This window comes from Paracoccus sp. SJTW-4, assembly GCF_047716885.1.
In the GTDB taxonomy this organism is placed as follows: Bacteria; Pseudomonadota; Alphaproteobacteria; order Rhodobacterales; family Rhodobacteraceae; genus Paracoccus; species Paracoccus solventivorans.
The window spans coordinates 1,090,415-1,116,807 of the sequence record NZ_CP136681.1 but is presented as its reverse complement, the minus strand read 5'-3'; the positions used below and the strand labels follow the sequence as shown (position 1 = coordinate 1,116,807).

Annotated in this window: 18 protein-coding genes, 1 pseudogene and 1 riboswitch; of the genes and pseudogenes, 12 read left to right on the top strand and 7 right to left on the bottom strand. The window is 70.5% G+C overall.

Annotation, left to right across the window (positions count from 1 at the left end; all coding sequences use genetic code 11):
* Nucleotides 1–13 precede the first annotated feature (13 nt).
* The 4 genes from RSP45_RS05455 (at nt 14) to RSP45_RS05440 (ending at nt 3,251) form a co-directional block, all read left to right on the top strand.
* Nucleotides 14–1,114, top strand: a complete 1,101-nt coding sequence (locus tag RSP45_RS05455; protein ID WP_415393529.1) for a UDP-3-O-(3-hydroxymyristoyl)glucosamine N-acyltransferase — start codon at nt 14–16, stop codon at nt 1,112–1,114.
* A gap of 15 nt (nt 1,115–1,129) precedes the next feature.
* Complete coding sequence (locus tag RSP45_RS05450) at nt 1,130–1,402, top strand: acyl carrier protein (RefSeq protein ID WP_073063132.1); 273 nt, start codon at nt 1,130–1,132, stop codon at nt 1,400–1,402.
* Nucleotides 1,399–2,616 (top strand): beta-ketoacyl-[acyl-carrier-protein] synthase family protein, encoded by a 1,218-nt coding sequence (locus RSP45_RS05445; RefSeq protein ID WP_303730850.1) that lies wholly within the window; start codon nt 1,399–1,401, stop codon nt 2,614–2,616. Before RSP45_RS05450 ends, RSP45_RS05445 begins: the two co-directional genes overlap by 4 nt.
* Nucleotides 2,617–2,927: 311 nt before the next feature.
* Complete coding sequence (locus tag RSP45_RS05440) at nt 2,928–3,251, top strand: 2Fe-2S iron-sulfur cluster-binding protein (RefSeq protein ID WP_415393528.1); 324 nt, start codon at nt 2,928–2,930, stop codon at nt 3,249–3,251.
* A 17-nt stretch (nt 3,252–3,268) separates the two neighbouring features.
* Here RSP45_RS05440 and RSP45_RS05435 read toward each other — a convergent pair whose 3' ends face one another.
* The 3 genes from RSP45_RS05435 to RSP45_RS05425 form a co-directional block, all read right to left on the bottom strand.
* Nucleotides 3,269–3,847: a WHG domain-containing protein gene (locus RSP45_RS05435; RefSeq protein ID WP_415393527.1), complete on the bottom strand. Its 579-nt coding sequence runs from the start codon at nt 3,845–3,847 to the stop codon at nt 3,269–3,271.
* Between the two features lie 148 nt (nt 3,848–3,995).
* The gene (typA, locus tag RSP45_RS05430; protein ID WP_415393526.1) at nt 3,996–5,816 is read right to left on the bottom strand and encodes a translational GTPase TypA; all 1,821 of its coding nucleotides are present in this window, start codon (nt 5,814–5,816) and stop codon (nt 3,996–3,998) included.
* A gap of 193 nt (nt 5,817–6,009) precedes the next feature.
* On the bottom strand, nt 6,010–6,177 hold the full coding sequence (locus RSP45_RS05425) for a hypothetical protein (protein WP_415393525.1): 168 nt from the start codon (nt 6,175–6,177) through the stop codon (nt 6,010–6,012).
* Between the two features lie 91 nt (nt 6,178–6,268).
* On the opposite strand from RSP45_RS05425, the gene RSP45_RS05420 reads away from it, so the two are divergent.
* From RSP45_RS05420 to cls, 4 genes are all read left to right on the top strand, one after another.
* Nucleotides 6,269–6,958 (top strand): TetR family transcriptional regulator, encoded by a 690-nt coding sequence (locus RSP45_RS05420; protein WP_415393524.1) that lies wholly within the window; start codon nt 6,269–6,271, stop codon nt 6,956–6,958.
* Between the two features lie 86 nt (nt 6,959–7,044).
* Nucleotides 7,045–8,334: an efflux RND transporter periplasmic adaptor subunit gene (locus RSP45_RS05415; protein ID WP_415393523.1), complete on the top strand. Its 1,290-nt coding sequence runs from the start codon at nt 7,045–7,047 to the stop codon at nt 8,332–8,334.
* Nucleotides 8,335–8,337: 3 nt separating this feature from the next.
* A complete protein-coding gene (locus RSP45_RS05410; RefSeq protein WP_415393522.1) occupies nt 8,338–11,499 on the top strand; it encodes an efflux RND transporter permease subunit in 3,162 nt (1,053 codons plus the stop codon).
* Nucleotides 11,500–11,731: 232 nt separating this feature from the next.
* Entirely contained in the window at nt 11,732–13,186 is a 1,455-nt protein-coding gene (gene cls / locus RSP45_RS05405; protein ID WP_415393521.1) for a cardiolipin synthase, read from the top strand.
* Between the two features lie 87 nt (nt 13,187–13,273).
* On the opposite strand, the gene RSP45_RS05400 is transcribed toward cls, so the two are convergent.
* On the bottom strand, nt 13,274–14,140 hold the full coding sequence (locus RSP45_RS05400; RefSeq protein ID WP_415393520.1) for an NAD(P)-dependent oxidoreductase: 867 nt from the start codon (nt 14,138–14,140) through the stop codon (nt 13,274–13,276).
* A gap of 120 nt (nt 14,141–14,260) precedes the next feature.
* Between RSP45_RS05400 and RSP45_RS05395 the strand changes: the two genes are divergently transcribed.
* Nucleotides 14,261–16,723 (top strand): penicillin acylase family protein, encoded by a 2,463-nt coding sequence (locus tag RSP45_RS05395; protein WP_415393519.1) that lies wholly within the window; start codon nt 14,261–14,263, stop codon nt 16,721–16,723.
* Nucleotides 16,724–16,825: 102 nt separating this feature from the next.
* Here the strand turns inward: RSP45_RS05395 and metK are convergent, their stop codons facing one another.
* The 3 genes and pseudogenes from metK to RSP45_RS05380 all read right to left on the bottom strand — a co-directional run.
* On the bottom strand, nt 16,826–17,992 hold the full coding sequence (gene metK, locus RSP45_RS05390; protein WP_415393518.1) for a methionine adenosyltransferase: 1,167 nt from the start codon (nt 17,990–17,992) through the stop codon (nt 16,826–16,828).
* 3 nt (nt 17,993–17,995) lie between these two features.
* A riboswitch (SAM-SAH riboswitch) is annotated at nt 17,996–18,046 on the bottom strand.
* 33 nt (nt 18,047–18,079) lie between these two features.
* The gene (gene lnt / locus RSP45_RS05385; protein ID WP_415393517.1) at nt 18,080–19,654 is read right to left on the bottom strand and encodes an apolipoprotein N-acyltransferase; all 1,575 of its coding nucleotides are present in this window, start codon (nt 19,652–19,654) and stop codon (nt 18,080–18,082) included.
* An 863-nt stretch (nt 19,655–20,517) separates the two neighbouring features.
* Nucleotides 20,518–22,059 (bottom strand): annotated as a pseudogene (locus RSP45_RS05380) (DEAD/DEAH box helicase); the annotation flags it as partial.
* Nucleotides 22,060–22,363: 304 nt separating this feature from the next.
* Here RSP45_RS05380 and argS point away from each other — a divergent pair.
* From argS to nagZ, 3 genes are all read left to right on the top strand, one after another.
* On the top strand, nt 22,364–24,103 hold the full coding sequence (gene argS / locus RSP45_RS05375; RefSeq protein WP_415393516.1) for an arginine--tRNA ligase: 1,740 nt from the start codon (nt 22,364–22,366) through the stop codon (nt 24,101–24,103).
* A 192-nt stretch (nt 24,104–24,295) separates the two neighbouring features.
* Nucleotides 24,296–25,384, top strand: coding sequence for an SPOR domain-containing protein (locus RSP45_RS05370; RefSeq protein WP_415393515.1), 1,089 nt, complete (start codon nt 24,296–24,298; stop codon nt 25,382–25,384).
* The gene (gene nagZ, locus RSP45_RS05365) at nt 25,381–26,382 is read left to right on the top strand and encodes a beta-N-acetylhexosaminidase (RefSeq protein WP_415393514.1); all 1,002 of its coding nucleotides are present in this window, start codon (nt 25,381–25,383) and stop codon (nt 26,380–26,382) included. The genes RSP45_RS05370 and nagZ overlap by 4 nt, the downstream gene beginning before the upstream one ends.
* Nucleotides 26,383–26,393: the final 11 nt, after the last annotated feature.

The window sequence follows — 26,393 nt, the reverse complement described above, 5'->3', positions numbered from 1 at the left end:
CAAGGAGAGCGGCATGACGATAACCTTGGAAGACCTTGCGCGCGATCTCGGGGCGCGGCTGTGGGGCGATGGCGCGCTGCGGATCACCGGCGCGGCCGAGCCCGCCGACGCCGCCCCCGCGGCGGGCGGCGCGGCGCGGATCGCCATGGCGATGTCGCCCAAGTTCGCCGCCGACCTGGTGCCCGGCGCCGTGGCGCTGCTGTCCGAAGGCATGGACCCGCAGGCGCTGGGCCTGGCCGGCGCCGCCATCGTGGCGCGGCCGCGGCTGGCGATGGCCGGGGTCACCCGCGCACTGGACCGCGGCGCCGAGTTTCCCGCCGGCATCCATCCCTCGGCGGTGATCGACCCCAGCGCAGAGATCGGCGAGGGCGCCTCGATCGGGCCCTTCGTGGTGATCGGGCCGCGGGTGCGGCTGGGCGGCGGCGCCCGGATCGGCGCCCATGCCAGCATCGGCGCCGAGAGCGTGATCGGCCGGGACGCCACCATCCACGCCGGCGTGCGCATCGCCCATGGCGTGACCGCCGGCGACCGGCTGATCGTGCAGTCCGGGGCGGTGATCGGCGGCGACGGGTTTTCATTCGTCACCCCCGAGGTCTCGGGGATCGAGGAAATCCGCCACACCCTCGGCGCCCGCAGCGAGATTCGCGACCAGCACTGGGTGCGCATCCATTCGCTGGGCGGCGTCACCCTGGGCGACGACGTCGAGATCGGGGCGAACGCCACCATCGACCGCGGCACCATCCGCGACACCTCGGTCGGCTCGGGGACCAAGATCGACAGCCTGGTGCAGGTCGGCCACAACGTCCGCATCGGCCGCGACTGCCTGTTGTGCGGGCTGGCCGGGGTCGCGGGCTCGGCCCGGATCGGCGACCGTGTGGTGCTGGCCGGGCATTGCGGGGTGAACGACAACATCTTCATCGGCGACGACGTGATCGCCGGCGGCGCCAGCAAGATCTTTACCAACGTGCCGGCGGGGCGGGTGGTGCTGGGCTCTCCGGCCACCAGGATGGAGACCCAGCTGGAAATCAACAAGGCGGTGCGCCGCCTGCCGCGCATGGCCGCGCAATTCGCCGAGCTGCAAAAGACCGTGGCCCGGCTGATGCAGAAGGACTGAGACAGAGGCGCTTTCATGTCGACCAGCACCCCCAGCATTCATGACCGCATCGTGGCGATCATCGCCGAACAGGCCATGCTCGACCCCGCGCAGATCACCCCGGATGCCAGCCCGGCCGAGCTGGGGGTCGACAGCCTCGGGCTGGTCGAATCGATCTTCGCCATCGAAGAGGCGTTCGACATCACCATCCCGTTCAACGCCAACGAGCCCGAGAAATCCGACTTCGACATCTCCTCGATGGGCGCGATCATCGCGGCGGTGGAACGGCTGATCGCCGAGCGCGGATGAGCGGTCCGCGGCGGGTCGCGATCACCGGGGCCGGCACGGTCAACGCGCTGGGCCGCGATGTGCCGCAGACCTTGGCGGCGATGCGCGAGGGGCGCTGCGGCATCGGCCCGCTGGAGTTCCGCGACGTCGAGCGCCTGTCGGTCCGCATCGGCGCGCAGGTGCGGGACTGGCGCGCCGAGGATCATTTCAACCGCCAGCAGATCGCGCTTTACGACCGCTTTACCCAGTTCACCATGCTGGCCGCGAAACAGGCGGTGGCGCAATCCGGGCTGAGCTTCCAGGGTGAGCTGGGGCTGTGTTCGGGGGTGGTGCTGGGCACCGCCGGGGGCGGGCTGAACACCTGGGACGAGAATTACCGCGCCGTGTTCGAAGAGGGGAAGAACCGCGTCCATCCCTTCGTGGTGCCCAAGCTGATGAACAACGCCGCCACCAGCCATGTCAGCATGGAGTTCGGGCTGCGCGGCCCTTCGTTCACCGTGGCGACGGCCTGCGCCTCGTCCAACCACGCCATGGGGCTGGCGTTCCAGATGGTGCGCGCGGGCGCGGCGCGGGTGATGCTGTCGGGGGGCGCCGAGGCGATGCTGTGCTTTGGCGGCATCAAGGCGTGGGAGGGGCTGCGCGTGATGTCGCGCGACGCCTGCCGCCCGTTTTCCGCCAACCGCAACGGCATGGTGCAGGGCGAGGGCGCCGGGGTCTTCGTCTTCGAGGACTGGGACCATGCCGCCGCCCGCGGCGCCGAGATCCTGGCCGAGGTGGTGGGTTTCGCCATGTCGGCGGATGCGCAGGACATCGTGATGCCCTCGGCTCAGGGCGCGGAACGCGCCATTGCCGGGGCGATGCGCGACGCCGGGCTGAACCCCGACGAGATCGGCTATATCAACGCGCATGGCACCGGCACCGCCGCCAACGACAAGACTGAATGTGCCGCCGTCGCCCATGCCTTCGGCCAGCACGCCGACCGACTGCTGATCTCGTCCACGAAATCCATGCACGGGCATCTGATCGGCGGCACCGGCGCGGTCGAGCTGCTGGCCTGCATCATGGCGCTGCGCGACGGGATCATCGCCCCCACCATCGGCTATGAAGAGCCGGACCCGGAATGCGCGCTGGACGTGGTTCCGAACCAGGCGCGCGAGGCAAGGGTCGGGGCGGTGCTGTCCAACGCCTTCGCCTTTGGCGGGCTGAATGCGGTGCTGGCGCTGAAACGGGCATGAGCTGATCCTGGCGGCACGGGTCGCATGGGTATTGGGACCAGAAAGAAACCCGAGGGGGTGCGCCCCGGCCAACCCCGCCGCGCGGGCGGGACGGGATGTTTCACCCATGACCGGGGCGGCTTCTCTCTGGGCGGTCATCGGCTCCCCAGCCTGTACCGCGATTCGGACCATGGCAGCGCCGGGTTAAGATTCGGTTGACGGGCTTCTTTCTGGTCCAAATACCCATGCGGCGGCGACGCGGGCTGGGCCGCGCATCTTTTCATCCGTGCCCCCATCGCCTATCTGCGTCGGCGCAGACAAAGGATGGGCCGATGGCGAAGATCACCTATATCGAATGGAACGGCACAAGGCACGAGGTCGAGGTCCGTCCCGGCATGACCGTGATGGAAGGGGCCCGCGACAACGGCGTTCCGGGGATCGAGGCCGATTGCGGCGGCGCCTGCGCCTGTTCCACCTGCCATGTCTATGTCGCGCCCGAATGGGTAGACCGGCTGCCGCCTCGCGACCCGATGGAGGCCGACATGCTCGATTTCGCCTGGCAGCCGGACCCGGTGCGCTCACGCCTGACCTGCCAGCTGAAGGTCACCTCCGAGCTTGACGGGCTGGTAGTCCAGATCCCCGAACGACAGATCTGAGCGCCCGCCCGGGGGGCTCAGCCCCCGGCGGGCCGTCCGGTCAGCAGCAGGTCGACAAGCTCGGCGATGGTGGCCGAGATCTCGGCGTCGAGATCCTGGTGCGGCGGCAGCCAGATGGATTCGCGTCGTTCCAGGATCAGGTCGGTCAGTCCGAACAGCGCCGCCCGCGCCAGCGCGGCGCGGCGGGTGGTGCTGCCCGGTTTGTCCTCGCTCAGATAGCGGCGGACCAGCGGCGCAAAGCTGGCATCATAGCGCCGCACGATCGAATCGGCGCCTGAGGGCTGCAGCAGCCGGCTCGAGATGGCGCCGTAAAGCGCGCGGTTGCGGCGCGCCCAGTTCACATAGGCCTCGGACAGGCCGATCAGCGCGGCGCGGTTGTCGCCGCCGGGCGCCGCGATCAGCGCCTGCGTCATCGCATCGGCCATCTGCACCATCGCAAACCCGGCGAGGGATTCGTTCAGCGCCGCATCCTCGGGAAAGATCGCCCGCGCCTCTTGCCGCGGAATGCCGGCCCGGTCCGCAACCTCGTCCACCCTGACCCGGAACGTGGGGATTTCACGCAGCTGATCCACTGCGGAATGCAGCAATCGGTCCATGACCGAGCGGCCAGCGTCATTTTCCGTCGAAGTCGTCATTTCAGGGTTGTCTGTTTGTCAGATCGCCACCAAGCCGGCGAACCTTGGGTCAGGGTCCGACGGATCGCAAGCGAATTTTCGTGTCTTTGCGCGGAATTGCGGTCCCGGGTCAGGTTTCCGCGCGGGCCTGGCGCTTGCGTTCATGCGGGTCCAGGAAGCGCTTGCGCAGCCGCACGATCTTGGGCGTGACCTCGACCAGCTCGTCGTCGGCGATATAGGCGATCGCCTCCTCGAGGCTCATCCGCACCGGCGGCGTCAGCCGCACCGCCTCGTCCGAGCCCGAGGCGCGGATGTTGGTCAGCTTCTTGCCCTTGAGCGGGTTCACTTCCAGGTCGTTGTCGCGGGAATGCTCGCCGATGATCATCCCCTGATAGACCTGTTCCTGCGCGCCGATGAACAGCCGCCCGCGTTCTTCCAGATTCCACAGCGCATAGGCGACGGACACACCGTCCTCCATGGAAATCAGCACGCCCTGGCGGCGGCCCTGGATCGGGCCCTTGTAGGGGGTCCAGCCGTGGAAGATGCGGTTCAGCACCCCGTTGCCGCGGGTGTCGGTCATGAACTCGCCCTGATAGCCGATCAGCCCGCGCGAGGGCACATGCGCGACGACGCGGGTCTTGCCGTGGCCTGCCGGGCGCATGTCGATCAGCTCGCCCTTGCGGTCGCCGGTCAGCTTCTCGATGACCACGCCGGTGAAGTCGTCGTCGACGTCGATGATGACTTCCTCGACCGGCTCCAGCCGCTGGCCGTCCTCTTCGCGGAAGATCACGCGCGGGCGGGAAATCGACAGCTCGAACCCCTCGCGGCGCATGTTCTCGATCAGCACGCCCATCTGCAATTCGCCGCGGCCCGAGACGACGAAGGCCTCGCCGCCCGGGGTATCCTCGACCCGGATCGCGACGTTGGATTCGGCCTCTTTCAGCAGACGCTCGCGGATGACGCGGGACTGCACCTTGCTGCCGTCGCGGCCCGCGAGCGGGCTGTCGTTGATCCCGAAGGTGACCGAGATCGTCGGCGGGTCGATGGGCTGCGCGGGCAGGGGGGTGTCGACCTCAGGGGCGCAGATGGTGTCGGCGACGGTGGCTTTCGCCATCCCCGCCAGCGTCACGATATCGCCCGCCACCGCCTGGTCGATCGGCGTCTGGGTCAGGCCGCGGAACGCCAGCACCTTGGAGATGCGGAACTGTTCCACCCGGTCGCCGTCGCGCGACAGCGCCTTGACGGTGTCGCCGGCCCGCGCGGTGCCCGCCTCGACCCGGCCGGTCAGCAGCCGGCCCAGGAACGGGTCGACGCCCAGGGTGGTGGCCAGCATCCGGAACGGCTCGTCGCGGCGGGCCAGCTGCCGGGGCGGCTCCACATGGCGCAGGATCAGGTCGAACAGCGCCCCCATCCCCTCGCGCGGGTCGTCGAGCGAGGCCACCGCCCAGCCGTTCACCCCCGAGGCATAGACATGCGGGAAATCCAGCTGCGCGTCCGAGGCGCCCAGATTGGCGAACAGGTCGAAGACCTCGTTCAGGGTCTGGTCGGGGTCGGCGGCGGGCTTGTCGACCTTGTTCAGCACCACGATGGGTTTCAACCCCAGCGCCAGCGCCTTGGAGGTCACGAACTTGGTCTGCGGCATCGGCCCTTCGGCCGCGTCCACCAGCAGGCAGACGCCATCGACCATCGACAGGATCCGCTCGACCTCGCCGCCGAAATCGGCGTGGCCGGGGGTGTCGACGATGTTGATGCGCGTGCCCTTCCATTCGACCGAGGTCGCCTTGGCCAGGATGGTGATGCCGCGCTCACGCTCGATGTCGCCGGAATCCATGATCCGCTCGGCCACGGCCTGGTTCTCGCGGAACGATCCCGACTGCTTGAGCAGCTGGTCGACCAGCGTCGTCTTGCCGTGGTCGACGTGAGCGATGATCGCGATGTTGCGGATGTCCATGCGGGGGGCCTGTCTTGCAGCTTTGGGCGCGACCTATCGCAGCAGCGGCGGGAACGCCACCCGGAATTGCGGGGCCGGCGCCCGTGGCGCTGCGGAACCTTGGGCCGGAACCCGGGGGCTGCCTGCCCCCGGACCCCCGAGCATCCTTGCGGCAAGATGAAAGACCCGGGCACCGCGGGGCGGGGCAGAACGGTCAGCGCAGGCCCAGCATCGACAGGATGAACAGCACGACGACGACCAGCCCGACGATGTAGATGATGGAGTTCATTGCAGAAGTTTCCTTTGTCCCTGGGGGCTGTCCTGTGGGCCAACGGCCGCGCCCCGGGCCGAGTTCCGTTGCGGCACCGGGGAATATGCCCATGGTTCGGCGGCGGTTTCCAGCCCGGGCGGGGTTTACATACATTCGTGAATGTTGGTAAGGGCGGCGGGCACAAATCCAGGCCCGACCCCATATGCGCCGCCGCAAGGACGATTCAGAACAGACCCGCGCCGCGATCCTCGACGCCGCCGAACAGGCGTTCTGCGAACGGGGCTACGCCGCCACCACGCTCGAGATGATCTCGCGCGCGGCGGGGGTGACGCGAGGGGCGTTCTACTGGCATTTCAAGGACAAGGCCGAGCTGCTGGCGGCGCTGCACGCCCGCATCCTGCTGCCGCAGGAACAGTTCCTGGCCGCCGCCGCCGATGCGGGCGGGCCGGGCGATCCGCTGGACCAGCTGCTGCACGCCGGGCTCGAGGCGCTGCGCGACTTCGAGGTGAACGAGAGCCGGCAGCGGATGTTCCGCATCATGTCCGACCTGGGGATCGGCCCGGCCGGGCGGGCGGCGCTGTCGCGGCTCGAGGGCGATCTGTGGAGCCTGATGCTGCGGGTGATGCAGCGGGCGCGCGACGAGGGTTCGCTGCATCCCGATTTCACCCCGCACGAGGCGGCGGTGATGGTCCATGTCACCTTCCTGGGGCTGCTGGGCGAATGGCTGCGGTCGGACCAGGGCTTTCCGCTGGTGGGATACGGCGAAAAGCTGGTGCGCCGCCAGTTCGCGGCGCTGCGCGCGGATGGCAGCGGCCGGGCGGATGCCGGCGGCGCCGGTCCCCGCGACCCGCCGGTTGTTCCCGTCCCCGAGTCGGAGGTTTTGGCGGATTGACAACCAGGCCCGAAACCCGTCGAAAAAACCCAGTCGGGACCGCCGCGAGTCCCGAACCCCCACCTGATCACCGAAAGCTGCCCCCGATGCCTCGCACCCCGATTCTCTTGTCTCTTGGCCTCGCCGCCGCGCTGGTGCTGGGCCCGGTCCCAGCCGCGCGGGCGCAGGAGGACGGCCCGCCGCCGACCCCGGTCACGGTGATCGAGGCCCAGCCCACCGACTACACCGTCACCGCAAGGCTGCCGGGGCGGATCAAGGCCTCGACCGTCTCCGAGGTGCGCCCGCAGGTCGCCGGCATCATCCGCGAGCGCCTGTTCGAGGAGGGCACGGTGATCGAGGCGGGGCAGCCGCTCTACCAGATCGAATCCGACACCTATGCGGCGGCGGTCGCGGCGGCGCAGGCGGCGGTGGCGCAGGCGCAGGCGAATTACGACCTGGCCATCCGCGAGGCCGAGCGCGCCCAGGAGCTGTTCGAGAGCAATACCGGCTCGGCCCAGCGGCTGGACAGCGCCGTCGCCGCCCGCGACGCCGCCGATGCGGCGCTGCAGCTGGCCAAGGCGCAGCTGCAATCGGCCGAGATCGACCTGGACCGCACCACGATCCGCGCTGCCATCTCGGGCGTGATCGGGTTTTCGCAGGTCAGCACCGGCGCGCTGGTCGCCGCCCAGCAGGCCAACCCGCTGGCGACGATCCGGGCGCTGGATCCGGTGCATGTCGACGTGACGCAATCGGCCAACGACCTGCTGCGCTGGCAGCAGACCCAGCACGCCACCACCCCGGAAAACCGCCAGGCGACGCTGATCCTGCCGACCGGCGAGCATTATCCGCTGCGCGGCGAGCTGCGCGCCGCCGAGCCGCAGGTCGAGCCGACCACCGGCATGATCACGCTGCGCATCTCGTTCCCCAACCCCCAGCACCTGCTGCTGCCGGGGCTTTACGTCGAGGTGATCCTGCCGCAGGCCGAGGAAAAGGACGTCTACCTGGTCCCGCAATCGGCGGTGATGCGCGACACCCAGGGCACGCCGCACGCCTGGGTGGTCGAGAACGACACCGTGGCGGTGCGCACGCTCGAGGTGCTGACCTCGGACGGCAGCAACTGGGTGGTGACGGCCGGGCTGGAGCCCGGGGACCGGATCATCACCTCGGGCTTCCAGAAGACCGGGCCGGGCGCCCCGATCACCGTCATTCCCGGCCAGCAGCCCACGCCCGCCGCCGGGGCTGCACCCGATGCGGCCCCCGCCGATGCTGCCCCCGACGCCGCGCCGGATGCCGCGCCGGAAGCGGGTGACGCTGTGAACGCCGATGCGCCGGAAGCGGGTGCGGACGCGGGCGACGCCGGTGATGCCGGTGACGCCGCCGCGGCGCAGGGGAACTGACCCATGGCCCGTTTCTTCATCGACCGCCCGATCTTTGCCTGGGTGATCGCGATCATCATCATGGGGCTGGGCACGCTGTCGGTGCTGCGGCTGCCGATCTCGCAATATCCGACCATCGCCGGGCCTTCGGTCGTCATCAACACCGTCTATCCCGGCGCCTCGGCCGAGACAGTGGCCGACACCGTGGTCCAGCTGATCGAGCGCGAGATGACCGGGCTGGACGGGCTGCGCTACATCAACTCGACCACCACCTCGACCGGCGGCGCGACGATCACCCTGACCTTCGAGATGGGCACCGACGCCGACATCGCGCAGGTGCAGGTGCAGAACAAGTTGGCGCGGGCGCAGGCGATCCTGCCCGAACCCGTGGTCCGCCAGGGCGTGGCGGTGTCGAAATCCGCCACCGGCTTCCTGATGGTGGTCGGGCTGATTTCCAGCGACGGCGCGCGCACCGCGGTGGACCTGGCGGATTACCTCAACTCGTTCATGGTCGAGCCGATCTCGCGGCTTGAAGGCGTGGGCAAGGTGCAGGTGTTCGGGTCGGAATACTCGATGCGCATCTGGCTGGACCCGACGCGGCTGAAATACTACGATCTCTCGCCCGCGCAGGTGGTGGCGGCGATCCGGGCGCAGAACGCGCAGATCTCGGCCGGGGCCTTTGGGGCCATGCCCGCGCCCCCCGGCCAGCAGCTGAACGCCACCATCACGGCGCAATCGCTGCTGCGCACCCCCGAGGATTTCGAGCGCATCGTGCTGCGCGCCGACACCGACGGCGGGCTGGTGCTGCTGCGCGACGTGGCACGGGCCGAGCTGGGGTCGGAAAACTACGAGATCGCCGGCACCTACAACGGGTTGCCGTCCTCGGGGATGGCGATCCAGCTGGCCTCGGGGGCCAATGCGCTGGACACCTCGAAGCTGGTCAAGGACAAGCTGGACGAGCTGGCGCAGTTCCTGCCCGCGGGGATGGAATACGTCATCCCCTATGACACCACGCCCTTCGTGCTGATCTCGATCGAGGCGGTGGTCAAGACGCTGATCGAGGCGATGGCGCTGGTCTTCCTCGTCATGCTGATCTTCCTGCACAACTTCCGCGCCACGCTGATTCCGACGCTGGCGGTGCCGGTGGTGATCCTGGGCACCTTCGGGATCATGGCGGCGCTGGGGTTCACCATCAACACGCTGACCATGCTGGCGATGGTGCTGGCCATCGGCCTGCTGGTCGACGACGCCATCGTGGTGGTCGAGAACGTCGAGCGGATCATGCGCGACGAGGGGCTGGGTCCGCTCGAGGCCACCCGCAAGTCGATGGACGAGATCTCGGGCGCGCTGGTCGGCATCGGGCTGGTGATCTCGGCCGTGTTCGTGCCGATGGCCTTCTACGGCGGCTCGACCGGCGAGATGTACAAGCAGTTCGCCGTCACCATCGTTTCAGCCATGCTGCTGTCGGTGGTGGTGGCGCTGGTGTTCACGCCGGCGCTGTGCGCCACCATGCTGAAGCCCCACGCCCATTCCCATGCGCACGCGCCGCGCCAGGGGCTGCTGGGCCGGCTCGGCTCGGGCTTCGGCAACTGGTTCGAGCGCAACTTCACCCACGTGACCCATGGCTATGTGGCGATCGTGCGGGCGACCACGGCGCGGCCGTTCCGCATGATCCTGGTCTATCTGCTGATCGTGGGCGGGATGGTGGTGCTTTATCAGCGCACCCCCACCGCGTTCCTGCCCGACGAGGACCAGGGCGCGCTCATGGTGATCGTGCAGGGCCCGACCGGCACCACCGCCGAGGCGACCGAGGCGGTGATGGCCCGGGTGTCCGAGTATTTCACCACCGCCGAGGCCGGCAACGTGGAATCGGTGTTCGCCGTGCGCGGGTTCTCGTTCGCGGGGCAGGGGCAGAACATGGGGATGATGTTCGTGCGGCTGACCGATTGGTCGGAACGCCCCGAGCCCGACCAGTCCGCTGCCGCCATCGCCGGGCGCGCCTTCGGCCCGCTGATGGGCGGCATCCGCGAGGCGCTGGTGATCCCGATCGTGCCCCCGGCGGTGCTGGAACTGGGCAACGCCAGCGGGTTTTCCGCCTATCTCTCGGCCGCCGCCGGCCAGAGCCACGAAGAGCTGCTGGCCGCGCGCAACCAGCTGCTGGGCATGGCCAGCCAAAGCCCGGTGCTGACCGCGGTGCGCCCGAACGGGGTCGAGGATGCCTCGCAGTTCAAGCTGAACATCGACTGGGCCAAGGCCGGTGCGGTGGGCGTGACGGCGACCGATGTCGGCTCGTTCCTGGCGACGATCTGGTCGGGCACCTATGTCAACGACTTCCTGTACAACGGCCGCATCAAGCGGGTGTATGTGCAGGGCGAGCCCTGGGCCCGCACGGCGCCCCGCGATCTGGAGCTGTGGCGGCTGCAGAACGGCAATGGCGAGTTCGTCGATTTCTCGACCTTTGCCACCCAGGACTGGGTGTTCGGGCCGCAGCAGGTGACGCGCTACAACGCGCTGCCCGCGATGGCGATCGAGGGCCAGCCCGCACCCGGCTATTCCTCTGGCGACGCGCTGGCCGAGATCGAGGCGCTGGCCGCGCAGCTGCCGCCCGGCTTCAACCTGCAATGGAGCGGTCTCTCGCTCGAGGAAAAAGAGGCCGGGGCCGGGGCGCTGACGCTTTACGCGCTGGCGCTGGCAACGGTGTTCCTGTGCCTGGCCGCGCTTTACGAAAGCTGGACCATCCCCATTGCGGTGCTGCTGTCGATGCCGGTCGGCATCCTCGGCGCGCTGATCGGCGCCTGGGTCGGCGGGCAGGCGAACGGGGTCTATTTCCAGGTCGGGCTGCTGACCGTGGTCGGGCTGACCGGCAAGAACGGCATCATGATCGTGGCCTTTGCCCGCGAACGCATGGAGGGGATGGGCGAATCCGCCCTGACCGCCGTGCGCGAGGCCGCAAGGCTGCGGTTCCGCCCGATCCTGATGACCTCGCTTGCCTTCGGGCTGGGGGTGCTGCCGCTGGTGATCTCGTCCGGTGCCGGCGCCGGCGCGCGCCACGCCATCGGCTACGCCACCTTCTTCGGCACCGTCACCGGCACCCTGCTGACGCTGCTTTTCGTGCCGGTGTTCTTCGTGATGGTGACGCGGCTGTTCCGCCCCCGCCGCAAGGATCCCGCGCCGCAACCGGCCTGACCTGACCGGTACCATGATTTGCAAAGGCCCCGCCCCCACCGGACGGGGCCTTTTGCCGTTCTGCCCGCCCGCTCCTGCTTTGCCGCCCCTGCTTTCATCGTGGGGGAAATATCCCGCGGGATCGTCGTATACGACGGGGCGCGCAGCCCCCGGCGGCGCCGCCCGAACCGCGTCTGGCCCTTTCCCCCCGCCCGCGCCATGATGCGCCCAACCACGAACACCAGGGGATATGATGCCGGCGCCGATCCTGACCGCCTTATCGCTTGGATTTGCCGCCTATCTCGTCGTCATCGGCGTCTACATCATCGCCGAGAACCGCCGCCCCAGCGCCACCCTGGCGTGGATGCTGCTGTTCGCGCTGCTGCCCGGGGTGGGGGTGGTGCTCTACCTGCTGTTCGGGCGCCAGCACCAGAACTTCGGCCTGACCGGCAAGCTGATGCGGCAGGAACTGGACGCGCGGCTGGCGCCGCTGATCGCCGGGCTTGAACCCGAACACCGCGAGGCGCTGGCAAGGATGGAGGCCGAGGACGGCTCGGCCGCCTCGCTGTCCGAGCTGGTGCGCAACACCACCCGCTCGACCGTGACCACCCGCAACCGGATCGAGCTGCTGCAGGACGCGCCCAACGCCTATCCGCGGCTGATCGAGGACCTGCGCGGGGCCACCCACTCGATCCACCTGCAGTATTTCAGCTGGAATGCCGATGATTTCGGCGAAGAGCTGAAGGCGATCCTGACCGAAAAGGCGGCGCAAGGGGTGGCGGTGCGCATCCTCTACGACCCGGTAGGCTCGATCTTCATGCTGCGCCGGCGCTATATCCGCCAGATGCGGGCGGGCGGGGTGCGGTTCGAGCCGTTCTCGAAACTGTGGCGGGTGCACACGATTTCCTACCGCAACCACCGCAAGATCGCGGTGATCGACGGGCGGGTCGGCCATACCGGCGGGCTGAACATCGGGGGCGAGCATATCCACCCGCCGCGCGGCTTCCGGCTGTGGCGCGACACCAATATCCGCATGACCGGATCGTCGGTGGCGCTGCTGCAGGCGGTGTTCGCGGTCGACTGGCGCAACGCCACCGGCGAGGACCTGTTCCAGCCCGACCATTTCCCGCCCACCCCGGCGGAGTTGCAGGACGCGCGGCTGCCGGTGCAGCTGACGCTGTCGGGGCCGGACTCGGAATGGCAGGCGATAAGGCAGCTGTATTTCGCGATGATCGTGGGGGCACGGGAACGGGTCTATCTGCAATCGCCGTTCTTCATCCTCGACACCAGCATCGCCGAGGCGCTCAAGGCGGCGGCGCTGTCGGGGGTGGATGTGCGGGTGATGATCAGCGAACGCGGTGCAAGGCAGTATGTGCCCTATTGGGCGGCGAACACCTATATGCGGGAAATTGCGGCCTCGGGGGCGCAGGTGCTGCTGTATCAGCCGGGCTATCTGCACGCCAAGACGGTAATCGCCGACGGGCGGGTCTGCTCCATCGGCTCGGCCAATATCGACATCCGCAGCTTTGGCATCAATTACGAACTGAACGCGGTGATCTATGACGCCGCGTTCTCGCAGCGGCTGGAACAGGATTTCCTGCGCGACATGCAGGATTGCCGCCAATTCACCGTCGAGGGCTACCGCGCCCGCAACCCGCTGCTGCGGTTCCGCGATTCGCTGGCGCGGCTGTTTTCGCCGTTGATGTAGCGGGGAAAGGGGGCTTTGCCCCCGCGGGCCTTGCGGCCGGCCCCCCCCAGGATATTTTCATGATGAAGAAGCGGCGGGCAGGGTGTGTCAGCCCTTGAGCCGGGCAAGCAGGGACGAGGTGTCCCAGCGGCCGCCGCCCATCAGCTGCACCTCCTTGTAGAACTGGTCGACCAGCGCGGTGACGGGCAGGCTGGCGCCGATCTCGTCCCCGGTCTTCAGGCAGATGCCCAGATCCTTGCGCATCCAGTCCACTGCAAAACCGAAATCATAGCGCCCCTCGGCCATGGTGGCGTGGCGGTTCTGCATCTGCCAGCTGCCGGCGGCGCCCTGGCTGATGACCTCGACCAACTCGGGGATCGACAGCCCCGCCCGCTGCGCGAAGTTCAGCGATTCGGCCAGCCCCTGCACCAGCCCGGCGATGGCGATCTGGTTGCACATCTTGGCCAGCTGCCCCGCGCCGCTGTCGCCCATGCGCCGGCAGATCCGCGCATAGGCGGCGATCAGCGGCTCGGCGGCGTCATAATCCGCCTGCGCCCCGCCGCACATCACCGACAGCTGCCCGTTTTCCGCACCCGCCTGCCCGCCGGACACCGGCGCGTCCACGAAACCGATGCCAAGCTCGCGCGCCGCCGCCGCCAGCTCCCGCGTGACCTCGGCCGACACCGTGGTGTGATCGACGAAGATCGCCCCCGGGGCCATCCCCGCAAAGGCGCCGTCCGGGCCCAGGCACACCGCGCGCAGGTCGTCGTCGTTGCCGACGCAGGCCATGACGAACCGTGCGCCCTGCACGGCCTCTCGCGGGGTGGCGGCGTGGCGGCCGGGATGGCGGCCGGTCCAGTCCAGCGCCCGTGCCGCCGTGCGGTTGTAGACCGTGACCTCGTGTCCCTTGGCGGCCAGATGCCCCGCCATCGGGAACCCCATCACGCCCAGCCCCAGAAACGCCACCTGCGCCATTGCATCCTCCTGTCCGGGCCGCGTTGAAAACCGGCGGCCGCTGCCCTATCAGCCTGTCACATTCCATTGCCCTCTGGCCCCGTCAACCGGGGCCGCCCGTTTTCAAGGACGCCGCCGCCCATGCTTTCGCTGTTTCGCTGGCTGGTCCGGCTGACCATCGGCCTGATTGCGGTCCTTGTCGGCGCGCTGGCGCTGGCGTGGTATTTCGCCGTCCGCTCGCTGCCCGACTATGACGCCGAGCTGGCGCTGGCGGGGGTCGAGCAGCCGGTCGAGATCGTGCGCACGACCGAGAACATCCCCCATATCCTTGCCTCGACCGACCGCGACGCCTTCTTTGCGCTGGGGTTCGCCCATGCGCAGGACCGGCTGTTCCAGATGGTGGTGCTGCGCCGCGCCGCGCAGGGCCGGCTGGCCGAGATGTTCGGCGAACGCGCCTTTGCCGCCGACGACCTGGCGCGCCGTCTGGGGCTGTGGCGCCATGCGCAGGACTCGCTCGCCGCGCAGGACCCGGCGACGCAGACGGCACTGCAGGCCTATGCCGACGGGGTGAACGCCTGGGTCGAGCAGGTCAACCAGGGCGCCCTGGGCCGCGGCGCGCCCGAGTTCTTCCTGCTGCCCGGCGACATCGCCTATTGGCAGCCGGCGGATTCGCTGGCGATCCTCAAGCTGGTCGCCGCCGGCGCCTCGCGTCAGGTCGCGGCCGAGGTGACGCGGGCGCGGGTCTCTCTGGCTGCGCCCGAGCGGGGGGGAGATCTGGTCCGCGCCGCCGGCGAAGCGCCGCTGCCCCCCTATGCGGCGCTGTTCGGAGAGGGCGCGCGCTTTGCCCCCGCCCCCGAGGCGGCGGCCGAGGACTGGTTCGCCGGGCTGGTCGGCTATATCCGCGTCGGCCGCGGCAGCTCTGCCAACGGCTTTGCCGCCGGCGCCAGCCGCACCGCCGCCGGCGCGCCGCTGCTGGCCAACGACCCGCAGGTGGCGCTGACCGCGCCCTCGCTGTGGTATCTGGCGCGGATGGATTTGCGCGCGGGCAGCGTGATCGGCGGCACCATCCCCGGGATCCCGGCGGTGCTGACCGGGCGCAACCAGCAACTGGCCTGGGGGCTGACCCCGGCCTGGGTGGACGACCAGGACATCGTGATGGAGGAGGTCCAGCCCGGCGCCCCCGACCGCTATCTGGCAGACGGCGGCTGGCGCGAGTTCACCACGCGGCACGAGGTGATCCGCATCCACGGCGCCGAGGACCGCCGCATCACCCTGCGCGAGACCGAATCCGGCCCGGTGATCCCGCCCGCGCATCTGGGGCTGCTGGCGGTTACCCCGGGCGGCTATGTCCCGGCGCTGCGCTGGACCGGGCTGTCCGGACAGGACACCACACTCAGCGCGCTGATCGCGCTGATGCAGGCGCCCGACCGCGCCGGCGCCGCGCAGGCCGCGCGCGGCATCGTCGCCCCGGCGGTGCAGGTGACGCTGGCCGATGCCGAGGGCGTGGCGCAGGTCCTGGCCGGGGAAATCCCCCGTCGCCCGCCCGAGCATCCGACCGCCGGGCGGATGCCCGCGCCCGGCCGCGACCCGGCTGTGCGCTGGCTCGAGCCGATGGCGCCCGACGATCCGCTGCGGATGACCGAGCCCGCGCAGGGCATGGTCGCCGCGACCGGGGCCGAGGCCACGGGGGCCAGCGCCCTTGCCCTTGGTCACGACCGCGACGAGCCGCTGCGGCTGCTGCGGCTGTCGCGGCTGCTCGCCTCGCGCGAGATCCATTCCCGCGACAGCTTCATCGACGCGCAGCTGGATACGGTCAGCCCGGCGGCGCGGGCGCTGCTGCCGCTGGTCGGCGCCGACCTGTGGTTCACCGGCGAGGCCGCCGCCCCCGGCACCCCGGAACGCCAGCGCCAGGACGCGCTGGCGCTGCTGGCGGAATGGGACGGCAACATGGGCGAGCACCTGCCCGAGCCGCTGATCTATTCCGCCTGGATGCGCCATCTGCAGGACCGGCTGATCCATGATGAGCTGGGGGCCCTGGCGGCAGAGGTCTCGGCCGAGCTGCGCCCCGCCTTCATCGACCGGGTGTTCCGCGACACCGGCGGCGCCGCGGTCTGGTGCGACGTGGTGCAGTCGGCTCCGGTCGAGGACTGCACCACCATCGCCCGGCAGGCGCTGGACGCGGCGCTGGTCGAGCTGAGCGCGCGCTTCGGCCCCGACGTGGAAAGCTGGCGCTGGGGCGATGCCCATGTCGCGCGCCACGAACACCCGGCGCTGGGGCGGATGCCGCTGATCGGCTGGGTGGTCAGCCTGGTGCAATCCACCTCGGGCGACGGCTCGAGCCTGGCCCGGGCGCCGGTGATGGGGCAGGGCGCCAACCCCTGGGCCGCGGTCGGCGGCGCCGGCTATCGCGGCGTCTACGACCTCGCCGACCCCGACAGCTCGGTCTTCGTCATCGCCACCGGCCAGTCGGGCCACCCGCTGTCACGCCACTACGACGACCTGTCGGAACGCTGGCGGCGCGGCGAATACGTGACGATGTCGCTGGACCCGACCCTGGCGCGCGCCGGCGCCCGCGGGGTGACTGTGCTGCGGCCGCTGCACTGAGCCGGGCCGGGTCGCGCACGGCGGCGCGGCCGGAGCGGGGGCGCTGCCCCCGCGCCCCCGGGATATTTTCGTGATGAAGAAGCAGGCGGACGCAGATGCCGCCTATACTGCCTTCTTCAGCGTCTCGGCCAGATCGGTGCGTTCCCAGCTGAAGCCGCCGTCCGCTTCCGGCGTGCGGCCGAAATGGCCGTAGGCGGCGGTGCGGCGGTAGATGGGCTTGCACAGGTCGAGGTGGTTGCGGATGCCCAGCGGCGTCAGGTCCATGACCTCGCGCAGGGCGCGCTCGATCTCGGCCTCGGGGACCTCGCCGGTGCCGTAGGTGTCGGCATAGATCGACAGCGGCTCGGCCACCCCGATCGCATAGGACAGCTGGATCACGCAGCGTTTCGCCAGCCCGGCGGCGACCACGTTCTTGGCCAGGTAGCGCGCCGCATAGGCGGCCGAGCGGTCGACCTTGGTCGGGTCCTTGCCGGAAAATGCCCCGCCGCCGTGAGGGGCGGCGCCGCCGTAGGTGTCGACGATGATCTTGCGCCCGGTCAGCCCGGCGTCCCCGTCCGGCCCGCCGATGACGAAGGTGCCGGTGGGGTTGACGTGCCAGACGGTGTCCTCGGTCAGCCAGCCCTCGGGCAGCACCTCGCGCACATAGGGTTCCACGATGGCGCGGATGTCGTCCGAGCCTTGCGTCTCGTCCAGATGCTGGTGGCTGACCACGATCTGCGACACCCCGACGGGGCGGCCGTTTTCATAGCGCACCGACAGCTGCGACTTGGCGTCCGGGCCCAGCGTCGGCTGCTCGCCGGACTTGCGGGCCTCGGCCAGGCGGCGCAGGATCGCGTGGGCATACTGGATCGGCGCCGGCATCAGCTCGGGCGTCTCGTCCACCGCATAGCCGAACATGATCCCCTGGTCGCCGGCCCCGTCCTTGTCCACGCCCTGCGCGATATGGGCGGATTGCTCGTGCAGGAAGTTCAGCACGTGGCAGGTGTTCCAGTGGAATTTTTCCTGCTCGTAGCCGATGTCGCGGATCACGCCCCGGGCGATTTCCGGGATCCGCCCCATGGTCGAGGTCAGCCGCCCCTTGTCCTTCAGCCCGATCTCGCCCCCGATCACCACCATTCCGGTGGTGGCGAAGGTCTCGCAGGCGACGCGGGCCAGCGGCTCCTGTTCAAGCAGCGCGTCGAGCACCGCATCCGAGATCTGGTCGCACAGCTTGTCGGGATGCCCCTCCGAGACGGACTCGGAGGTGAAGATGTAATTCTGACGGGACATGATTGCTCCATTGGTTCAGGACCTCTCCACGCCAGGAAGCCGTTGTGGGGGTCGTCGCCCGGGCGATACGCCCTTGTGCCGGTGGCGTCAATGACCGCGGCGGCTGCGCCGGGCGATGGCCAGCGCCGCAGCGGCCAGCGCCATCAGCGCCAGCATCGGCAGATCGCCCCAGCGCCACCACAGCGTCGGCGGCAGCGCGCCCGGCAGCGGTGCGTCCAGCACGCCGTCGCGATTCAGCGCCAGCGTTGCGCGCAGTCCCCCGCGCGCGTCGATCACCGCCGAGACCCCGGTATTGGCCGCCCGCAGCAGCGGCAGCCCGGACTGGATCGCCCGTAGCCGCGCCTGCGCCAGGTGCTGGTAGGGGCCGGACCAGGTGCCGAACCAGGCGTCGTTGGTCACCTGCAGGATCCACTCCGGGCGCTGGCCGCGCAACAGGTGGCGCTCAAAGATCGCCTCGTAGCAGATCAGCGGCTGGAAGGGGGGCAGGCCCTCGACCGCCATCAGCTGCGGGCCGGGGCCGCGGGAATAGCCGTTGCCGTGCTGGGCGGCAAAGGCGGTGATCCCGAACCGCGCCAAGGCATCGCCCCAGGGGATGTATTCGCCGAAGGGGACCAGGTGGAATTTGTCGTAGACCGCGCCGATACGGGCGTCCGGGGTGAACTCGGCCAGGCTGTTGAACCAGGCGGCGCCCTCGGCCCGCTGGATGCCGACCAGGGTGGTGGCGCCGGACTGGGCGGCGATGTCCTCCAGCGCCGGGCCGGCCTCGTTCAGCAGGAACGGCACCGCGGTTTCCGGCCAGACCACCAGATCGGGGCGGCCGCTCCCCAGCGTCGGGTCCAGCGGCAGCGCCGACAGCGCGGTCAGCCGGTCATAGAACTGCGGGGCCCAGAACGGGTCCCATTTCAGCGTCTGGTCGGCGTTGGGCTGGACAAGGCGGATGATCTGGGGCTGGTCCGGGGGCAGGGGCTGCGCCAGCCGTGCGAGCCCCACGCCCCAGGCCAGGGCGATCAGCGCCGCCGACAGCCCGGCGCCCGTGGCGAGACTGCGGCGCGTGCTGCCCAGCACCGGCAGCAATGCCGCCGCCAGCGTCAGCGCCGACAGCCCCGGCGCGCCCAGCCAGGCGGCGATCTGCCCGGCGGGGCTGTCGATCCAGATATGGCCGGTCAGCGCCCATGGCAGGCCGGTGAAGATCCAGCCCCGCAGCCAGTCCGAGACCAGTAGCGCCAGCGCCAGCGCCGCCGCGCGGCTGGTGCGGTTCCATCCGAACCGATGCGCGGCCAGCGCCGGCAGCGCCCAGAACAGCGCCCCGCCAAGTGCGGTCAGCAGCAGCGCAAAGGGCGACATCCAGCCGTAGCGGTCGGCCTCGACCAGAAAGGGCTGGGTGATCCAGGCCAGCGCCAGCGCGAAATGCCCAGCGCCGATGGCCAGCGCCCGCCAGGCGGCCGCGCGGGACGAGGGCGCCGTCGCCACCCGCCAGATCAGCGCCGCCAGCGCCAGCACCGTCACCGGCCAGAGCCCCCAGGGGGCCTGACCCAGCGCCGCCGCCGCCCCGATCAGCAGGTCGGCACCGAGGCGCAGCGCAAGGGGGAGCCGGCGGGCCGGGGTTGCCTGCAAAGCGCCGGACGCCGCCCCCGAGTCGGGCCGCCGCGGGGCCGGGCGCATCAGAAGCGTCAGCCCTGCGCCGGGCCAGCGTCCTTCTGGCCGTCCGCGGGCTTGGTGTCAGCGGCATCCGCGGCCGCGGGTGCGGCGGCATCCGTGTCCGTGCCGGCATCGCCCGCCTTGCCGGCGGCAGCCTTGGTGGACTTGGCAGGCGCCTTGCGGGTGCGCGGCTTTGCGGCGGGTTTCGCCGGCGCCTCGGTCGTTTCGGTTGCAACGTCCGCGGCGGGGGCCTCTGCCGCTTCGGCAGGGGCCTTGGCCGCGGATTTCGCGCTGCGGGTGGATTTCGCGGGCGCCTTGGCGGGGGTCTTGGCCGCGGGTTTCGCGGCGGTCGTGCGGCGGGTGCGCTTGGGCTTTTCCGCGACCCCGGCCTCGGCGGCGGGAGCCTCCGCGGGCGTCTCGCTGCCCGTATCCTGAACCTCGGCCGCCACCTCTGGCGCGGTCGTTTCAGGGGCAGCTGCCGGCACGGCGGCATCGGCCGCAGCAGCGTCGTCGCTGGCCGTTTCCACCGCTGCCGTCTCGGTCGCAGGGGCAACCGACTCGGGCGGCTGATCGCTGGCCGCTTCCGCCTCGACCGCTTCGGTTGCGGGGGTAACCGTTTCGGCGGCAGCCTCGGCCGCCTGATCGCCCACGGCCGTATCCGCGGCCTCGGTCACCACCTCGGCGCTGCGGTCCTTGCCGCGCGAGCGGCTGCGCGAACGGCTGCGACCCGAACCCGAACCCGAGGGCGCGGCGGCCGGGGTCTCGGCCGGGGCCGCGTCTTCCTCGGCCGGCTGCGGCTCGGACTGGCTGCGGCTGGCCATGCGGGCGTCGGTGATCGCCAGCGCCTCGGTGAAGCTGGTGCGCATGAAGTCGGGAACGTGATCGCCCATCCCGGCCACCGCCGGGCCGCGGTCGTGGTCGCGATGGCGGTCGCGCCGGTCATCGCGGCGCTCGTCACGCCGGTCATCCCTGCGGTCGTCGCGGCGATGCTCGCCGCCGTGGCGGCCCTCGCCACCCGACTGGCCGTTGCCGTGACCACTCCGCCGCGGCTCGGCGCTGCGCTCGCTGCGCGGCTCGCTGCGTTCCGGGGCCGCGGCGCGCGGCGCCTCTTCGGGCAGAGCGACGGGGGCGGCGGCGCTGGCCTCCGCCACCTCGGCGCTGTCCTTCGCCGGTTCCCTCAGCCCGCCGCGGCGCGAGCGGCTGCGCGCCGGCGCGCCCCGGGGGGCGCCGCGCTCGGATGCCGGGCGCGGCGGGCGCTGCGCCGCATCGGACAGGCGGAAGCCCTCGGGGACATCCGCGCGGGGCAGGGACTGCTTGACCAGATTCTCGATCGCCGACAGGTATTTCTCGTCCGCCGGGGTCGAGATGGAAATCGCCGTGCCCTGCCGGCCGGCGCGCCCGGTGCGGCCGATGCGGTGGACGTAATCCTCGGCGTGCGAGGGCAGGTCGAAGTTGAACACATGGCTGACCGCCGGAATATCCAGCCCCCGCGCCGCCACGTCGGACGCCACCAGGAAGCGCAGCGAGCCGTCGCGGAACCCGTCCAGCGTCGCCATCCGCACCCGCTGGTCCAGGTCGCCATGGATCGGCGCCGCGTCATAGCCATGCGCCTTCAGCGACTTGGCGACGATATCCACGTCGGTCTTGCGGTTGCAGAAGATGATGGCGTTCTTCAGCCCCTCGCCCTCGGCGTCGATCAGCGCCCGCAGCAGCTCGCGCTTCTGCTTGGCGGACTGGTCCTTGCGGGTGGGTGTCAGCTCGACCAGCTTCTGGGTGATCGTCTCGCTGGTGGTGGCCTGGCGGGCGACCTCGATCCGCTCGGGGGCGTGCAGGAAGGTGTTGGTGATCCGCTCGATTTCCGGTGCCATGGTGGCGGAAAAGAACAGCGTCTGCCGGGTGAAGGGGGTCAGCTGGAAGATCCGCTCGATATCCGGGATGAAGCCCATATCGAGCATCCGGTCGGCCTCGTCCACCACCATGATCTGCACGCCGGTCAGCAGCAGCTTGCCGCGCTCGAAGTGATCCAGCAGCCGGCCGGGGGTGGCGATCAGCACGTCGACGCCGCGGTCGATCAGCAGGTCCTGTTCCTTGAAGGACACGCCGCCGATCAGCAGCGCCTTGGTCAGGCGGGTGTGCTTGGCGTAGATGTCGAAGTTCTCGGCCACCTGCGCGGCCAGTTCGCGGGTCGGGCACAGCACCAGCGACCGCGGCATCCGCGCCCGCGCCCGGCCCCGGCCCAGCAGGGTGATCATCGGCAGCACGAAGCCGGCGGTCTTGCCGGTGCCGGTCTGGGCGATGCCCAGCACGTCGCGGCCTTCCAGCGCGGGGGGGATGGCGCCGACCTGGATCGGGGTGGGGGTCTCATAGCCCGCCTCGGTAACGGCCTGCAGCACCTTGGGGTCGAGCTTGAGATCGGAAAACTTGGTCATCGGGGTCTTTCGTCAGGAAGTATCGCGGTCCGACGCGCGACGCTTGCGCGCAAAATGGGACGCGGCCTTCCATGCGCCCCTCGGTCGCCCGCCGGATGCGGGCTTGCGGCCCCTAGCGCAGAATGGGCGTCGCGTCAATTCTTGACTGCGGTGCGCCACCCCCGGGGCGTTCATCTTGCAACAAATATCCCGCGGGGGAGCCTGAAGGGCGGGGGGGGGGCGCGAAGCCCCCGGTCCGGCCCTGCAAGGTTGCGGCTTTCAGGCCGCTTCGCTACTGCATTGCGGGCAAGAGCGAGAAAGCCCGATGAACATCTTTGCCGATATCCGCGTGCGCGTGCTGGACGCGCTGACCGACATGACCGCCGCCGGGCAGCTGCCCGCGGGGCTGGATTTCGCCGCCGTGGCGGTGGAGCCGCCGCGCGACCCCGCGCATGGCGACATGGCGACCAATGCCGCGATGGTGCTGGCCAAGCCCGCCGGATTGAAGCCGCGCGAGATCGCCGAGGCGCTGGCCGCCCGCCTTGCCGCCGACCCGAGGATCGAGGCCGCGGAGGTCGCCGGTCCCGGCTTCCTCAACCTGCGGCTTGCCCCCGGGGTCTGGACCGGGGTGCTGCGCGCGGCGCTGGAGGCCGGCGACGACTATGGCCGCGCCCCCGCCGGCCAGGGCGCAAGCATCAACGTCGAGTTCGTCAGCGCCAACCCCACCGGCCCGATGCATGTCGGCCACATGCGCGGGGCGGTGTTCGGCGATGCGCTGGCCAGCCTGCTGCATTTCGCCGGCAACGATGTGACCCGCGAATACTACATCAACGACGGCGGCGCCCAGGTCGACGTGCTGGCGCGCTCGGCCTATGAACGCTACCGCGAAGCCCATGGCCAGGAACCCCGCATCGCCGAGGGGCTCTATCCCGGCGACTACCTGATCCCGGTGGGGCAGGCGCTCAAGGACCGCTACGGCGACAGCCTGCTCGACCGTCCCGAATCCGAATGGCTGGCCGAGGTGCGCGACTTTGCCACCGGGCTGATGATGCAGGTGATCCGCGACGACCTGGCGCTGCTGGGCGTGGAGATGGACGTCTATTCCAGCGAAAAGGCGCTGTACGGCACCGGCCGGATCGAGGCCGCGATCCAGCGGCTTGCCGACGCGGGGCTGATCTACGAAGGCGTGCTGGACCCCCCCAAGGGCAAGCTGCCCGAGGACTGGGAGGCGCGCGAGCAGACCCTGTTCCGGTCCACCGCGCACGGCGACGACGTGGACCGGCCGGTGAAGAAATCGGACGGCAGCTGGACCTATTTCGCCCCCGACATCGCCTATCACTGGGACAAGATCGACCGCGGCTTCGACCAGCTGATCGACATCTTCGGCGCCGACCACGGCGGTTACGTCAAGCGGATGCAGGCGGCGGTGGCGGCGCTGTCGGGCGGGCGCGTGCCGCTGGACGTCAAGCTGATCCAGCTGGTGCGGCTGTTCAAGAACGGCGAGCCCTTCAAGATGTCCAAGCGCGCCGGCACCTTCGTCACCCTGCGCGACGTGGTGGAACAGGCCGGTCGCGACGTCACCCGTTTCCACATGCTGACCCGCAAGAACGACGCGGCGCTGGATTTCGACTTCGACAAGGTTCTGGAACAGTCCAAGGACAACCCGGTCTGGTATGTCCAATATGCCAGCGCCCGCATCAACTCGGTGCTGCGCCGCGCGGCCGAGATGGGCGTGGACGTGTCGGACGCGGCGCTGGCGCAGGCGGTGGCGCTGGACCACCCGGCGCAGGGGGCGCTGGCCCGGCGCATCGCCGAATGGCCGCGCACGGTGGAAATCGCCGCCCGCGCGCATGAGCCCCACCGCATCGCCTTCTTCCTCTACGACCTCGCCTCGGACCTGCATGCGCTGTGGAACCGCGGCAACGACGAACCCGGGCTGCGCTTCGTGCAGGATGGTGACATCGGCGCAACAGCGGCGAAAATCGCGCTGGCGCGGGCCGTCGGCGTTGTCATTTCGGCGGGCTTGGGTATCTTGGGGGTAACTCCGGCCAGGGAAATGCGCTGACTCAACGAGGCGTCCGGTCCGGGGAAGGAACGAGCAGTCAACGACAACCGGGTCAACCGGCGGACAGGCAGGACGATAGCGATGACGGTGGTGGATTTCCGCTCCGGCGGGTATGGGGACTCTTCTCACTTGTATCCGGGGCGCGAGGATGGTGATTCTCCCGCGCCCGGGCGTCACGCCGCGGATTGGGGCGTGCAGGACGACGAGGTTCTGGAAGGGCACAGCTGGACCGCGCAGGACTGGGACGAATCGCGCTATGCCACCCATGGCGACGGGCTGCGGCTGACCGACCGCGACAGCGTGCTGGGCCGGGTGGCGCGGCTGACCCATTACCTGGGCGCGCTGGTCTCGGTGTTCCTGATGGCCAGCCTGGCGGTCTGGGGCTACCAGCTGGTGGTGCGCGACGTGTCCGGCGTGCCGGTGATCCGCGCGGTCGAGGGCGACAGCCGCATCGCCCCTGCCGATCCCGGCGGGGTGCTCAGCGACCGCGAGGGGCTGGCCGTCAACGGCGTTGCCGCCGGTGCCGGCGCCGCCCCGGTCGAACGGGTGGCGATCGCCCCTGCGCCGACCGCGCTCGACCAGCAGGACGTCGCCATGGGAGAGCTGGGCGCCACCGCCCGCGAAGCCGCCGCCGAGGATGATTTCGTCGAGGATGCCGGCGCCCCGGTCGTCGCCACCAGCGACGCCGAGGCCGCGCGCCGCGCCGCCGAGCTTGCGGCCCAGGCCGATCTGGCCGTGGGCGTGCCCGCCGTCGGCCCGATGGAGGCCGATGCCGTGCCGGTGACCGCCGCGGTCACCGATGCCGCCGGCCAGCCCGCGCTGGACCACGCCATCACCGCCGCGCTGGCCGAGGCCGGGGCGCAGCCCGCGGTCGCCACCTCGGCACGCCCGATGCCGCGCCCGCGCCGTCTGGCCGCTGCAACCGCTGCCGCCCCGGCCCCCGCGGCCCCGGCTGCCGCCGAAACCGCCGTGGCTGCCGCCCCCGAGGCCGCGCCCGCCGCTGCTGCGCCGGCGCCGGTCAAGGTCGCCTCGGGCGCGCCGCTGGTGCAGATCGGCGCCTTCGACAGCAACGCCATCGCCGAAAGCGAATGGAGCCGCGTGTCGGGCCGCTATGGCGACCTGTTCGCCGGCAAGGCGCCCTTGGTGCAGGAGCACAAGGCCGGCGGCCGGGTGTTCTACCGCCTGCGCGTCGCCGGGTTCGAGACCCGCGACGAGGCCCGCAAGTTCTGCGCCGACCTGATCGCCGCCGGCACCGACTGCATCCCCGCGGCGGCGAATTGAGCCGGACCCCCGGTCCTGGCCCCGCGCATGGCGCCACCATCCTCGGGGTCGAGGGTCTGACCCTCGGCCGCGACGAGCGCGCCTTCCTGCGCGAGGCCGACCCCTGGGGCTTCATCCTCTTTGCCCGCAACGTCGATACTCCTGAACAGCTGCGCCGCCTGACCGCCGATCTGCGCGAGGCGGTCGGCCGCGACGCGGTGGTGATGACCGATCAGGAGGGCGGCCGCGTCCAGCGCCTGCGCGCGCCCCACTGGACCGACTGGCCCGCACCGCTCGACAGCGCAAGCGACGGCGCCGAGGCCGTGCGCCTGCGCCACCGGCTGATGGGCCGCGAGCTGCGCGCGGTCGGGATCGACGCGGATGCCGCCCCCTGCCTCGACATCGCCGGGGACCAGACCCACGAGTTCCTGAAGAACCGCTGCTTCGGCACCGATGCCGCCACCGTCGCCACCATGGGCCGCGCCGCGGCCGAGGGGCTGCTGGCCGCCGGCGTGCTGCCCATCGTCAAGCACATGCCGGGCCACGGCCGCGCGCTTGTGGACAGCCACCACCAGCTGCCGGTGCTGGACACGGCGCTCGACGAGCTCGACGCCAGCGATTTCCAGCCGTTCCGGGCGCTTGCCGACCTGCCGCTGGGGATGACCGCGCATATCCGCCTGACGCAGCTGGACGACCGCCCGGCCACCGCCTCACCCGCCGCGATCCGCCTGATCCGCGAACGCATCGGCTTTAACGGCCTGCTGATGAGCGACGACATCGGCATGAACGCGCTGAGCGGAACCCCGGCCGAACGCACCGCCGCCGCCATCGCCGCCGGCTGCGATGTCGTGCTGGCCTGCAACCTGACCCGCGCGGAACTTGAACAGGTCGCCGCCGCCGCCGGCCGCATGACCAGCCACGTACAGGCCCGCGCCGACCGCGCCCTTGCCCGCCGCACCCCGCCCGATCAGGTGGACGTGGCGGGGCTGCACGCCGAACTCGCCACGCTTCTCGGCTGAGATCGCTTCTT